We start from the raw sequence: 13945 nt of genomic DNA, 5'->3' as shown, positions 1-13945 counted from the left end.
TATTTACTACTATCAGACGCACGAAGCAGGCAAAAAGTTGCAGAAACAGCCTAAAACATTTGCCGGACACGATTGACACCGGCAACCAGGATATCTATTTCCTCTTTAGTATTGTAAAGTCCGAAAGAAGCACGCACCGTTCCTTCAATGCCAAGACGCTGCATCAACGGTTGGGCACAATGATGTCCCGTACGCACAGCGATGCCAAGCCGGTCAAGTAACGTCCCCATATCGAAATGATGAATATCCCCTACCAGAAACGATATGACACTACCCTTTTCCTCGGCTTCTCCGAAAATGCGCATACCCGGAATTTCCTTCAACCGCAGCATGGCATATCGGGTCAATTCATGCTCGTATGCGGCAATCTTGTTCATCCCGACCAGCGAAACATAATCCAGAGCTTTGGCAAGCCCGGTGGTACCGACATAATCCGGCGTACCAGCTTCAAACTTGAACGGCAATTCATTGAAGGTAGTCTTTTCAAAAGAGACATGCTGAATCATCTCTCCACCACCCTGATAGGGAGGTAACCGATCCAGCCACTCCTCTTTTCCATAAAGCACGCCTACTCCCGTAGGACCGTACACCTTGTGAGCGGAGAAAACGAAGAAATCAGCATCCAAATCCTGTACATCCACCGACATGTGGGGGATGGACTGGGCACCGTCCACAAGCACTGGAACACCTTGCTCATGGGCAAAAACAATCATCTCTTTGACAGGATTGACCGTACCTAGTACATTGGAGACATGCGCTACACTGACAATCTTGGTACGCTCGGAGAACAACTGCCTGTATTCATCCAACAAGAGTTCGCCCTTGTCATTCATCGGAATCACCTTGATGGCAATTCCACGCTTGGCGGCAAGCAGCTGCCAGGGAACAATGTTACTATGGTGTTCCATCACAGAAAGAATCACCTCATCCCCCTCCTGCATAAATTCCTCACCAAAACTGGAGACAAGCAGGTTGATACTCTCCGTCGTACCACGGGTGAAGACAATCTCATTCGTGCTGCGGGCATTGATGAAACGTCGCACCGTCTCACGCGAGGCCTCGTGCAGCTCTGTAGCCTGTTGCGAAAGGAAGTGCACCCCGCGATGCACATTGGCATTCACCGAATAGTATTCGTCCGTAATGGCATCTACTACCTGGCGGGGTTTCTGCGTAGTCGCACCATTGTCCAGATAGACCAACGGCTTGCCATATACCTCACGGGAGAGTATCGGAAAATCATCTCTTATTTTTTGAATATCATGCATCATTTATTGTCTAAAAACGTAATTTAAGCCACAAAAAAATTAAAAATTCCAAAAACGCTCATCTTGCTGATCCATATCTAGTCCATCATTATAATAACTATTATTATAATAATCATTCCACTCATCATACGTATTACTATTCCTACTTTCTAATTCATCTATTTCTTCTATTTCCACAACCTCCTTGATATGTGTTGCCGATTTTTGCAACAAGAAATAGCCTGAAGTTACAGCTTTCTCAAAAACTGTCTTACACAATCCTTCAGCATCACCTCCATTTTCTGCACATTCACCATTTTCTGTTTCAAGAAACGTCAAAGTCATAAAAGTAAATACTTCAGGTATATATTCAGTCTTTATATAATTAGACATTTTACCTTGCCTCATTCTAAAATCTTTTGTTTCCCTCACTCTTTCACATACACCTGTAACAGAATTTGGTCTTGATATAAAATATGGGGAAGGTGTCTTCCATTTATATGACATCAATCTAATAAATGGACCATTACCAATAACATTTCCTCTACTATCTGTTGTATACATATTTTCCAACGCTTTGACTTGCGATTCAGTAGGAGGAAATAGTTTTTTTTCGAATTTCGGTAATGGTGACAAAGAATTCCAATAATCATCTTCATCAAGATATTCTGCATCTTCCTCATTCTCTATTCCTATAGCTCTAACAATGAAATAAGGAAGGTGATTTCCTTGTTTTACTTTTATCAAACTTATTACTTTACATTTCATAATACGATTAAAATTCCCTTTTTCTTACTTGCAGATGGCGCATCCCTGGCATTTGTTCAGTTCCCCCCGGAAACGCTTCTCTACCAACAAGTGCAGACGGTCCTTCAAAGCATCCAAACGGATGGTGTCGACAACTTCGTTGACAAAAGCGAACATCAGCAACAGGCGCGCCTCACGCACCGGGATACCACGCTGCCGCATATAGAAGAGAGCGCTTTCATCAAGTTGGCCCACCGTGGCACCATGGCTGCACTTCACGTCATCTGCATAAATCTCCAGCTGAGGCTGAGTGTACATACGTGCATCGCGGGTGGCACAAAGATTGCGATTGGTCTGTTGCGAACTGGTGTGCTGTGCGTCAGGACGCACTAAAACCAGACCGGCAAAGGCACCTACAGCCTGGTCGTCAAGGACATACTTATAAAGTTCATTACTGGTACAGTTGGGCACGGCATGGTCGATTGTCGTATGATTGTCCACATGCTGATTCTTGTCTGCAATGGCCATACCGCACAGATTCAGCTCCGCATGTTCACCGACAAGCGTCACACGGGTTGTATTGCGTGTAGTGCCGTTGTGCAGGGTCATGCCATTCAGCAAAACATTACTGTTGGCTTCCTGCCTTACATACATATTGCTGATACGTACCGTACTGGTGTGTGTCTCTTCGAGTTCATAAAAATCGAAAATGGCATTCTCACCGGCAAAGATTTCTATCACCTGCGTTGCCAGGAAGTTCACGCCGTCCATCGCATGGTCACATGCTAGGAAACGTGCCTGCGCACCTTCTTCCAGAATAACCAGCACACGGCGATTTACCATAAAGTTGACATCACCACGCAAAATATTCACTAACTGAACTGGTTTCTCTACCACCACGTTCTTAGGAACGTAAAACAGAACACCGTCTTGTGCAAAAGCGGTGTTGAACGCCGTCACCCCATCCTCTGCCGTATCAGCCAACTTGCCATAATATTTCTTCACCAAATCGGGATGTTTCTCGGCCACCTCCTTCAGGCTGCCGAAGATAACCCCTTCAGGCAGATGGGACTTGGGCAAAGCCCTGCCATAAAAAGCATCGTTCACCACAAAATAAAGAGCAGTGCTCATATTGGGAACATCGCACTTGAACACCTCGTATGGATTCACCGGAATTTCCAACCGATTCAAGTTCAAGCCATAATCCGGCTCAAAGAACTTACTGATATCCGTATATTTGTATTTCTCCTCCTTACGGGTGGGAAAGCCTAGGCGCTCGAAGTCGGCAAAAGCAGCGGCACGCGGCGCATTCAGCACCTCAGTGCTATGCCGGCATATCATCGCCTCTGTCTGGGAGAAAAGGTCTATATATTGTTGCTCTACACTCATGTTTTCAGATTATGAGTTTATAATTCACTTGCTTCTTTCTTTATCCAATCGAAGCCACGTGTTTCAATCTCCTTCGCCAGTTCCGGTCCACCGGTCTTTACAATACGTCCGCCCAGCAGTACATGTACCGTATCTGGTTTGATATAGTCCAACAATCGCTGGTAGTGGGTAATGACCATAGCACTGGTTTCCGCAGTCTTGAGTTTGTTGAAACCGTCGGCCACAATACGCAGCGCATCCACATCCAATCCGGAATCCGTCTCGTCCAGAATAGCAAAAGTCGGTTCCAACATCGCCATTTGGAATATCTCGTTACGCTTCTTTTCACCGCCGCTGAAACCTTCGTTCACGCTGCGGTTGGCAAGCTTGTTATCTAATTCCACAATGGCACGCTTCTCGCGCATCAGCTTCAGGAACTCACTGGCCGACAAAGCAGGCAGATGGCGGTACTTGCGTTGCTCATTTACAGCAGCACGCATGAAGTTTACCATCGAAACACCCGGAATCTCTACCGGAGTCTGGAAAGAAAGGAAAATTCCTTCATGCGCACGGTCTTCAGGGCTCATGACAAGCAGGTCCTTGCCATTAAAGGTGATGGAGCCGCGCGTCACTTCGTAAGCAGGATGGCCTACCAACACATTACTCAACGTACTTTTACCGGCACCGTTCTGTCCCATCAGTGCATGTACTTCTCCATCACGTATGGTCAAGTTGATGCCTTTCAATATTTCTTTGCCATTGATGCTGGCATGTAGGTCTTTTATCTCTAACATCTTTATATTTACTATTTGACTATTTACAATTTAATCACCCCACGCTTCCTTCCAGCGAAATGGCAAGCAATTTCTGCGCTTCTACGGCAAACTCCATCGGCAACTTGTTCAGCACTTCCTTGGCATAACCATTCACAATCAGCCCCACGGCATCTTCCGTAGAGATACCGCGTTGGTTGCAGTAGAATATCTGGTCCTCACTGATTTTGCTGGTAGTGGCCTCATGCTCCACGATGGCCGTTTCGTTTCGGATGTCCATGTAAGGGAAAGTGTGCGCACCGCATTTGTCGCCAAGCAGCAAGGAGTCGCACTGGCTGTAATTACGGGCATTATCCGCTTTCTGTGCCACGCGTACCAAGCCGCGATAAGAGTTTTCGCTCTTTCCGGCAGAGATACCTTTGCTCACAATGGTACTCCGAGTATTCTTACCTAGATGAATCATCTTTGTTCCCGTATCTGCCTGCTGATGGTTATTGGTTACTGCCACACTATAGAACTCCGCCGTCGAATTGTCGCCGGAAAGGATGCAGGACGGATATTTCCAAGTAATGGCCGAACCAGTTTCCACTTGGGTCCAGGAGAGCTTACTGTCCACTCCTTTACAATGACCACGTTTCGTCACAAAGTTATAAACACCACCCCGGCCCTCGGCATCACCGGGATACCAGTTCTGCACGGTGCTGTATTTCACTTCTGCACGGTCGTGCACTACAATTTCCACAATGGCTGCGTGCAACTGGTTCTCGTCACGCATCGGAGCCGTACACCCTTCCAGATAAGAAACGTACGAATCATCATCCGCCACAATCAAGGTTCTTTCGAACTGCCCCGTATTGCGGGCATTGATGCGGAAATAGGTGGACAACTCCATCGGACAGCGTACCCCCTTCGGGATATAGACAAAAGAACCGTCGGAGAACACCGCCGAGTTCAGTGCCGCAAAGAAGTTGTCACGATAAGGCACCACCGAACCGAGATATTTCTGTACCAAGTCGGGATGCTCGCGTACAGCCTCGCTGAACGAGCAGAAGATGATTCCTTTCTCCATCAGCGTCTCCTTGAAGGTAGTCTTTACAGACACCGAGTCCATAACGGCATCCACAGCCATACCGCTTAACGCCATCTGCTCTTCCAGCGGAATGCCCAGCTTATTGAAAGTCTTTATCAACTCAGGGTCTACCTCATCCATGCTTTTCGGTCCTTCCTTCTTCTTCGTAGGGTCGGCATAGTAGGATATGGCCTGATAATCTATTTCGGGAATGCGGAGATGTGCCCATGTAGGCATCTCCAATGTCAGCCAGTGGCGATATGCCTTCAGGCGGAACTCCAGCAACCATTCCGGTTCTCCCTTCTTCTCAGAGATAAGCCGCACTACATCTTCATTCAGCCCGCGCTCAATGATGTCGGTATGCACGTCGGTCGTGAAACCATACTTATACTTTTCCTGAGTGAGTTCCTTTACATATTTATTGGGTTCTTCTTGTTGCATCACTTCTATAATTACAAATTATGAATTACAAAATCACGGCTCACGGTATCAGTCAAAGTCTCCGTTTACAATCTGCTCCGTAACCGCCTTTGCCGCGGGAAAGAATATCCCGGCAAACTCTTCCATAGGATAATATAACACTGATTCTTTCTTTTTTGTTTTGCCAATCAGCGCATTGTCTCCGTCTATAAATTCGATGACACCAATCAGCAGGCTCGTCAGCAGGAGGTACTTCAAAGCCCCCAGACCGGCTCCCAACCAATGATTGAGCCAGCCCAGCGAGACGGCCTCCATTGCCTGGGTCAGCAGAGAAGCCACCAGGGAGAAGAGCAAGGGAACAGCCAGCCAGATGAGGACAAATGCCAGTACTTGCGCCACTGTCATAGAGTCTGTCAATGTGGGGCACAGCTTCGCTGCCAACGAAGCATACAAAGCCTTTGCCGCCAGCAGACCGACAATCAGCCCCAGCAGAGAGGCCAATTGCTTCACAAAACCTTTCATGAAGCCGACGATTGCGCCCAAGCCGAAAACTGCCAATATGATGATATCTATAATTGCCATAAAATTTATGTATTAATGTACCAATGAGCAAATAGCTAATATGCAAAATGTGCCAATTGCCCTGCGGCATTTTCTTTACACGCAGCCAATTGGCACATTAGCATATTTGCACATTATTCAATTATAATGTTTGCTTCACTTCTATTTCTTCGTAAGATTCGATAATATCGCCCACCTTGATGTCGTTACAGTTTGTCAGGCTGATACCGCACTCGAAGTTGGTACCTACCTCCTTCACGTCGTCCTTGAAGCGCTTCAGGGCATTGATGGCACCTGTAAAGATTACGATACCGTCGCGTATCAAACGGGCCTTGTCGCTGCGTTTCACCTTTCCGGTCTTGACCATGGCACCTGCCACAAGTCCCACCTTCGTGATGTTGAACACCTCGCGCACCTCGATGGTTGCCGTAACCTGCTCCTTCAAAGTCGGTGCCAGCATACCTTCCATGGCAGCCTTCACCTCTTCGATGGCATCGTAGATGACGGAATACTTGCGGATATCCACACCCTCCTGCTCTGCCAGCTTGGCGGCAGCACCCGAAGGACGTACCTGGAAACCGACGATTATCGCATCCGAAGCGGCAGCCAGAGAAACATCCGATTCGGAAATCTGACCGACACCCTTGTGAATTACGTTCACCTGCACCTGCTCCGTAGACAGCTTAATCAAAGAGTCGCTCAACGCTTCCACAGAACCGTCCACGTCACCCTTCACAATCACATTCAGCTCATGGAAGTCACCCAGTGCCAGACGGCGGCCCACTTCGTCAAGCGTCAACATCTTCTGCGTACGCAGACCTTGTTCACGCTGTAATTGCTCACGTTTGTTGGCAATCTCGCGTGCTTCCTGCTCCGTCTCGATTACGTGGAACGTGTCACCTGCAGCAGGCGCACCGTTCAAGCCCAATATCAAGGCCGGTGTAGAAGGACCGGCTTCCTTCATGCGCTGGTTACGTTCGTTGAACATGGCCTTTACCTTACCGTAGCTGGTACCTGCCAGCACGATGTCGCCCATCTTCAGCGTACCGTTAGAAACCAATACCGTAGCCACATAGCCACGCCCCTTATCCAATGAAGATTCGATGATGGACCCGGTAGCACGACGGTTCGGGTTTGCTTTCAGCTCCAGCATTTCCGCTTCGAGCAGCACTTTCTCCATCAGCTCGGGTACACCGATACCCTTTTTGGCAGAGATATCCTGCGACTGATACTTACCGCCCCACTCTTCCACCAGGAAGTTCATGGCAGCCAGCTCTTCCTTGATTTTGTCGGGGTTGGCAGTCGGCTTATCAATCTTATTAATTGCAAATACAATGGGAACACCCGCAGCCATGGCATGGTTGATGGCTTCCTTTGTCTGCGGCATCACATTGTCGTCAGCAGCCACAATGATGATGGCAATATCCGTAGCCTTGGCACCACGGGCACGCATGGCGGTAAACGCTTCGTGACCCGGAGTATCGAGGAACGTAATCTTACGTCCGTCGTCCAATGACACGTGGTAGGCACCGATGTGCTGTGTGATACCACCCGCCTCACCGGCAATCACATTCGCCTTGCGGATGTAATCGAGCAATGAAGTCTTACCGTGGTCTACGTGACCCATCACCGTCACAATCGGAGCACGAGGTTCCAAGTCTTCCTCATCATCCTCTTCCTCTACAATGGCCTGCGCCACTTCCGCACTGACATATTCCGTCTTGAAGCCGAATTCCTCAGCCACCAGGTTGATGGTCTCCGCATCCAGACGCTGGTTGATGGATACCATGATACCAATGCTCATACAAGTGGCGATGACCTGGGTAACGGAAATATCCATCATGCTTGCCAACTCGTTGGCTGTCACAAATTCCGTGATTTTCAACACCTTACTTTCTGCCATTTCCATGTCTTCCAATTCCTGCATACGGCTGGAAGCCATTTCACGTTTCTCCTTACGATACTTGGCACCTTTGTTCTTTCCTTTTGAAGTGAGGCGTGCCAAAGTTTCCTTTACCTGCTTTGCTACATCTTCCTCGCTAACCTCCTGCTTGATGACCGGCTTCTTGAAGCGGTCTTTATTGCGGTTGCGGTTATTGTTGGAATTGCTTCCACCAGGCTGGTTCCCACCTTGCGGGCGGGCACCCTGACCTTGCTGGGCACCTGCGTGTCCACGATCGTTGCCACTACGCTGAAAGTTGGAGGCATTGTTGATATCCACTTTCTCCTTATTGATACGGACACGCTTCTTTTTGCCATTGGCATCGCCGGCAGCAGTGTCCTTTAACTTGCTGTCATCACGGCGGATTTCCTTGATGATAGCTTCCTTCATCTGTTTCTTCTGGTCTTGGCGAATCTTTTCCTTCTCTTCACGCTCCTTACGTTTCTCCTCTTTCGATTTCTTCTTCGGACGTGTGGACTGGTTCAAGGCAGCCAAATCTATCTGTCCGATGACATTAATCTTCGAAACAAACTCGGGCTGATGTATTTTGAAGATTTCTTCTCCTTCTTCTTTCACCTCTTTTTCAACCGGTGCTTCTTTAGCTGCCGGTGCGAGGGCAGGCGTTTCTATCATTTCTTCCTTTTTAATTTCTTGCTTAGCCTCAACAACCGAAGCAGGTTCTTCCTTGACAACGGGTTGGGGCTGCAGTTCCGAAACAAGCTGCGGCTCGGACTCAGATGCTGACTGTACCTCCGGTTGCGGCTGTGGCTCCGGTTGGGGGGCAGGAGTAGGTTCCGGTTTCGGTGTCTCTACAACTACCGATTCCTCCACCTTCTTCTCCTCTGCCACTATTTCCACTTCTTTCTCTTTTTCCTGAGCAGGAGCAGGTCTACGGTTTAATTTATCCAAATCAATCTTGCCTACCGGCTTGAACTTCGGACGTACATCTTCCGGAACAACTGTCTTAATCTCCTCAGGTTTCGCTTTTTCCTGCGTTTCCTTATAGCCGTCAATAGACACAGACGCTTTGTTGCGATCCTTGCTCTGACGTTCCTGGCTGAAACGCTCCGACTTTATCTTAAGGTCCTTATCTGTACTAAACTCCTTTTTAAGCAGTTCGAACTGTTCATCCGTAATTTTCGTGTTCGGATTTGCCTCAACGGCAAACCCCTTCTTTTGCAGGAACTCGACAGCCGTCGTAATTCCCACATTTAAATCTCTTGTTACTTTGTTTAACCTTATCGTCATACTAATTTAATGAATTAATGCGCCAATATGCTAATGTGCTAATTGGCTGAGAAAAAAGGAGTGTGCACTTCATCCGATATGCTATCTGCATTGGCACATTAGCATACTACCCACATTACCACATTACTGCTCCTCCTCTTCAAACTCCTGTTTCAAAATACGCAATACCTCGTCCACCGTCTCTTCTTCGAGGTCCGTCTTCTCAATCAACATCTCACGGGGAGCGTTCAACACAGCCTTTGCCGTATCTATACCGATAGCCTTGATGGCATCGATGACCCAACCGTCTATCTCATCACGGAACTCATCCAAGTAGATGTCTTCATCCTCTATGGCCTCATCCAACTCACGGAACACGTCGATGGTATACTCAGTCAACATACTGGCCAGCTTGATATTCAAGCCGCCTTTACCGATAGCCAGCGACACCTCTTCCGGTTTCAGGAACACTTCGGCCTTGCGTTCTTCCTCGTTCAAGCGGATGGAGGAAATCTTGGCAGGGCTCAAGGCACGCTGTATGAACAACTGAGTATTCGACGTATAGTTGATGACGTCGATATTCTCGTTGCGAAGCTCGCGGACAATACCATGAATACGGCTACCCTTCACACCCACGCAGGCACCTACCGGGTCGATACGGTCATCGTAGCTTTCAACGGCAATCTTGGCACGCTCGCCGGGGATGCGGGCAATCTTCTTGATGGTAATCAGTCCGTCATTGATTTCGGGTACTTCCATCTCGAACAGACGTTGCAGGAAGACGGGCGACGTACGGCTCAGGATAATCTTCGGATTATTGTTCTTGTTGTCCACACGTGCCACCACGGCGCGGGCGGTCTCACCCTTGCGGTAGAAGTCACTCGGTATCTGTTCGGTCTTGGGCAGCAACAGCTCATTGCCCTCATCATCAAGCAGCAGCATCTCTTTTTTCCAAATCTGGTAGACCTCCGCATTGATGATGGTACCCACCTTATCAATGTATTTGTTGTAAATACTGTCTTTTTCCAGTTCCAAAATCTTGGAGGCCAGCGTCTGGCGCAAGTTCAGGATGGCACGGCGACCAAAGTTCGCGAAGATAACTTCATCCGTCACTTCCTCGCCCACCTCATACGAAGCATCAATCTTCTGTGCCTCGGTCAATGCAATCTGCAGATTCGGATTTTCCAGATCTTCGTCCGCCACTACCTCACGGTTACGCCATATTTCGAAGTCACCCTTGTCCGGGTTTACAATTACGTCGTAATTCTCATCGGTACCGAACATTTTCGCAATCACACTACGGAACGACTCCTCGAGTACGCTTACCATCGTGGTCCTGTCGATGTTCTTCAGTTCCTTAAATTCCGAGAATGTATCTATCAAGCTGACAGTTTCTACTTTTTTGGCCATAGTCTTATTTAAAACTGATTAAGTATTTAGTATATTTTATCTCTTCATACGCAAAGTCCAAGTCCTCATCCACCATCTTGGGACGCTTGGCACCTTCTTCTTTCACTTTCTTCTGGATGGTAACGACGAAATGCCGTTTGTCGGCTTCCTTCAGCACGCCGCAGAACTTGCATCCGTCCTTTGTCAGCACTTCCACTTCCTTGCCGATGTGGTTCATGTACTGCTGCAGTACCTTGAATGGCTGCCCGATGCCGGCCGAGCCTACTTCCAACTCATAATCCTCATCCTCACGGTTCAACTTAGACTCGATGTAGCGGCTCAGCTCCACGCAGTCCTCAATCCAAACACCTTCCTTGTGGTCTATTTCCACCACAATCTTGTCATCCGGGCTGATTGTCACCTCCACGAGGAAGTAGTCCTTTCCTTCCAGCCACTCGTCAACAATCTGACAAACAGTTTTCTTTTCTATCATAGATTAACCATTAAGAACAAAAAAGAGGAGCTTAATCGCCCCTCCACCTTTCATCCGTTTCCGCATGCAAAGATATAAATAATATGTTCGACTACAAAATATTAGGAGAAAAAAGATAGTTTTAACGATTCAAACAATCAAAATATTACTCTTCATATTCCACCACCTTTCTCAACGGCGCCAGCAATCTCTCCAATACATTTCTATCGGCAAGAATAATATCCGCCGTTCCCTTCAACTCACGCGAAGCAGGCAACAGCTTACCGTAATTGGTACGCAATCCTTCAGGCAAAGCGATTTCCACTACATAGACAGAGCCCCACTTCCGTAGGTGCCGACGAAATTGTCCGAATTGAGACGCTATAGGTATGACCTTTTCCATAGGAACTGGCAGAAACATCACTCCACTCATTCAGTTCCCTTATTACACATTTTTTCTAATTTTTCTCTGTTTATATCTAATAACAACGTCAAACTATCATCCGGCATCTTTACAAAATTAGAATCAATAAGAAACAAATTGTTCAGTAGACAAGAGCAGATCGACTCTGCTTGCAAAGAATCCACATCGGCATTATCAATCATAACCCTCACACAAGACTTCAAATTTTTTTCATATTGTTCATCAAACAGTTCTCAGTTACTTTTAACAGCGTGCTGACAAGCCGAAAACATAATGCACATAAACGAGCACAACACAACTTTCTTCATTTTCATATTTATTTATCCAATATTACTAAAAAACATTCCCATTTTAGAAGCTATCACTGGACGGCTATCTCGGCAAACCCCATCGCCTCTCCGGGCACTACCATACGGGTGGCTTTCAGCACGAGGTAGCGTGCCTTGACCGGAGTGAAGTAGACGGACTGCATGACCGGATTGTTCCGGATGTTGGAGAACTCACCGCTCTTCACCAAACGATTTACTCGGTCGGGCACCATGCCCACCGACAGCTCGTAAGTGGCGACAAGTCCCCGGTTGGGTTCTGCCTGGTCGGGCAGGAAATGGAACGAGGAAACGGTACGCTCGGCGCCCAGGTCGATGAGCAGGCGGTCGCCTTCTACAAAGAGAGTGGTCTGCGCGTTGCGGTCGGAAGCAAGGACAGAATTTTGTTCCGGCAAGTCGGGCAGGCTGAAAGAGAAGCTTTTCAGCTGCTCTGCAGGCACGGCATAGGCGATGTCGGCTCCTTCGCCCGCGTCGTATACGCCTATGCTGCTGATGCACAACGGTCCGCGGGAATCGGTGAAGCGGATGCGGAGCGCTGCGGACTTAACCGTCTCGAAACGCAGCAAGCGCTTGTAGCCGATGGTGGTGGTCTCTTCGTTCAGGCGTACGGGAAGCCATACGCCCTGCTCATTCTTGTATTCTACCACGAACGACTTCACCCGTTGCCCCAACGGGATATACTCTTGCAAGAGCATGCGGTTCATGCGCCGGGGGGTGTCGAAGGCGAATTCCACATCGGCGGCATGCACACCGTCTTCGGTAGCCCAATAGGTCCCGTAATCGCTGTCGGTCATGGCAGCGGCCTTGAACTGTCTACCTCGCTCGTTGGAGACTTTCGGAGTGAGTCCCGCCACCAGGTTGGTCTTCAGTTCCTGCTGTACCAGCTGATAAAAGCGGACTGCGTTGGCGGAATCGACGGGATGAATCAGCCCGTTGCGGTCTACGGGGAAGTTAAGCAACAGAGTACCGTTGTGTCCCACGCTGCGGTAGTAGAGGTCGAGCAGCTGTTCGGGCGTCTTCACGCGGTTGTCCTCTTCGGGATGATAGAACCAGCCCGGACGGATGGAGACGTCACACTCTGCCGGTACCCACTGGTCACCGTCGGGATGGCCGTATTGCAGTTCGTAACTCTTGTCGTAACCCGGAAAGACTTCACCCCGGCGCAGGAACGACCAGTTGGTGGCACCGGCAAAGCCTTTCTCGTTGCCCACCCAGCGGCATCCGGGACCTCCGTCGGAGAAAATCACCGCTTGCGGCTGTATGCTGTCCAGCATCTCGTAGATGCGCGGATAGTTGTAGTAATTCTTACGGTCGATGGTACGCACGTCTTTGGCACCGCCATACCAGCTGTCACCGCCATTGGCACCGTCGAACCAGACTTCGAACACTTCACCGTAGTTGGTCAGCAGGTCGCGAAGCTGCGCGTAGAAGTAATCCAGATAGGCCGGTGTGCCGTAATCGGCCCGGTTTCTGTCCCACGGCGAGAGGTATACGGCAAACTTCAGCCCGTACTTCCGGCAGGCATCGGAGAGTTCGCGCACGATATCGCCTTTTCCATCCTTGTAAGGAGAACGGGCGATGCTGTAGTCCGTGCCCCGGAACGGCCAGAGGCAGAATCCGTCGTGATGCTTGGCGGTAAGGATGACGCCCTTCATGCCGGAGTTGACCAGCGTCCGTGCCCACTGTTCGCAGTCCAGCCGGGCCGGATTGAAGGTGGCCGGATTGGAGTCGCCGTACCCCCACTCGCGGTCGTTGAAGGTATTCAGGCCGAAATGGATGAAGGCATACGTCTCCATTTGCTGCCACTCCACTTGTTTCAGTTCGGGAATGGGCAGAATCGCCTCCGGCGTTTTGACGTCCGACGACGAACAAGATGCCATAGCCAGAGCCATGGCGAGACTGGATGTCATTGATGCAAAAAATCTCATAGTATCATTATATTTGATGTCAGGCGGTAAAGATAAGCAAAAAACGCCACTGACA

The 13945-nt window shown here is 48.8% G+C and carries 10 protein-coding genes and 1 pseudogene; all 11 read right to left on the bottom strand.

What is annotated here, in order from left to right; all coding sequences use genetic code 11:
• Window positions 1-50 precede the first annotated feature (50 nt).
• On the bottom strand, window positions 51-1268 hold the full coding sequence (locus tag M1B78_RS08960) for a cysteine desulfurase (RefSeq protein ID WP_257931115.1): 1218 nt from the start codon (window positions 1266-1268) through the stop codon (window positions 51-53).
• A 36-nt stretch (window positions 1269-1304) separates the two neighbouring features.
• Window positions 1305-1991 carry a hypothetical protein gene (locus M1B78_RS08955; protein ID WP_257931114.1) on the bottom strand — a complete coding sequence of 229 codons (687 nt, stop codon included), beginning with the start codon at window positions 1989-1991 and terminating at the stop codon, window positions 1305-1307.
• 45 nt (window positions 1992-2036) lie between these two features.
• Entirely contained in the window at window positions 2037-3380 is a 1344-nt protein-coding gene (sufD, locus tag M1B78_RS08950; protein ID WP_257940468.1) for a Fe-S cluster assembly protein SufD, read from the bottom strand.
• 17 nt (window positions 3381-3397) lie between these two features.
• Window positions 3398-4153, bottom strand: coding sequence for a Fe-S cluster assembly ATPase SufC (gene sufC / locus M1B78_RS08945; protein ID WP_257940467.1), 756 nt, complete (start codon window positions 4151-4153; stop codon window positions 3398-3400).
• A 34-nt stretch (window positions 4154-4187) separates the two neighbouring features.
• Entirely contained in the window at window positions 4188-5642 is a 1455-nt protein-coding gene (sufB, locus tag M1B78_RS08940) for a Fe-S cluster assembly protein SufB (protein WP_118696464.1), read from the bottom strand.
• A 48-nt stretch (window positions 5643-5690) separates the two neighbouring features.
• Window positions 5691-6203 carry a CvpA family protein gene (locus M1B78_RS08935; protein WP_136010633.1) on the bottom strand — a complete coding sequence of 171 codons (513 nt, stop codon included), beginning with the start codon at window positions 6201-6203 and terminating at the stop codon, window positions 5691-5693.
• Window positions 6204-6324: 121 nt separating this feature from the next.
• The gene (infB, locus tag M1B78_RS08930) at window positions 6325-9372 is read right to left on the bottom strand and encodes a translation initiation factor IF-2 (protein WP_257931111.1); all 3048 of its coding nucleotides are present in this window, start codon (window positions 9370-9372) and stop codon (window positions 6325-6327) included.
• Between the two features lie 123 nt (window positions 9373-9495).
• On the bottom strand, window positions 9496-10761 hold the full coding sequence (gene nusA, locus M1B78_RS08925; protein WP_136010631.1) for a transcription termination factor NusA: 1266 nt from the start codon (window positions 10759-10761) through the stop codon (window positions 9496-9498).
• 4 nt (window positions 10762-10765) lie between these two features.
• On the bottom strand, window positions 10766-11233 hold the full coding sequence (gene rimP, locus M1B78_RS08920; protein WP_257940466.1) for a ribosome assembly cofactor RimP: 468 nt from the start codon (window positions 11231-11233) through the stop codon (window positions 10766-10768).
• A 145-nt stretch (window positions 11234-11378) separates the two neighbouring features.
• Window positions 11379-11546 (bottom strand): annotated as a pseudogene (locus tag M1B78_RS08915) (HlyD family secretion protein); the annotation flags it as partial.
• Between the two features lie 451 nt (window positions 11547-11997).
• Window positions 11998-13890, bottom strand: coding sequence for an alpha-L-fucosidase (locus M1B78_RS08910; protein WP_257940465.1), 1893 nt, complete (start codon window positions 13888-13890; stop codon window positions 11998-12000).
• Between the last annotated feature and the right edge of the window lie 55 nt (window positions 13891-13945).

It is taken from the genome of Bacteroides muris (ex Fokt et al. 2023) (assembly GCF_024704895.1).
GTDB classification, from domain to species: domain Bacteria; phylum Bacteroidota; class Bacteroidia; order Bacteroidales; family Bacteroidaceae; genus Bacteroides; species Bacteroides muris.
Note: the sequence above shows the minus strand (reverse complement) of the source record. Positions and strands in the feature narration are given on the sequence as shown.

Coding starts and splice junctions, on each gene's coding strand:
- M1B78_RS08960 (WP_257931115.1), bottom strand. CDS start 1,268: ATGATGCATGATATTCAAAAAATAAGAGATGATTTTCCGATACTCTCC.
- sufD (WP_257940468.1), bottom strand. CDS start 3,380: ATGAGTGTAGAGCAACAATATATAGACCTTTTCTCCCAGACAGAGGCG.
- sufC (WP_257940467.1), bottom strand. CDS start 4,153: ATGTTAGAGATAAAAGACCTACATGCCAGCATCAATGGCAAAGAAATA.
- sufB (WP_118696464.1), bottom strand. CDS start 5,642: ATGCAACAAGAAGAACCCAATAAATATGTAAAGGAACTCACTCAGGAA.
- M1B78_RS08935 (WP_136010633.1), bottom strand. CDS start 6,203: ATGGCAATTATAGATATCATCATATTGGCAGTTTTCGGCTTGGGCGCA.
- infB (WP_257931111.1), bottom strand. CDS start 9,372: ATGACGATAAGGTTAAACAAAGTAACAAGAGATTTAAATGTGGGAATT.
- nusA (WP_136010631.1), bottom strand. CDS start 10,761: ATGGCCAAAAAAGTAGAAACTGTCAGCTTGATAGATACATTCTCGGAA.
- rimP (WP_257940466.1), bottom strand. CDS start 11,233: ATGATAGAAAAGAAAACTGTTTGTCAGATTGTTGACGAGTGGCTGGAA.
- M1B78_RS08910 (WP_257940465.1), bottom strand. CDS start 13,890: ATGAGATTTTTTGCATCAATGACATCCAGTCTCGCCATGGCTCTGGCT.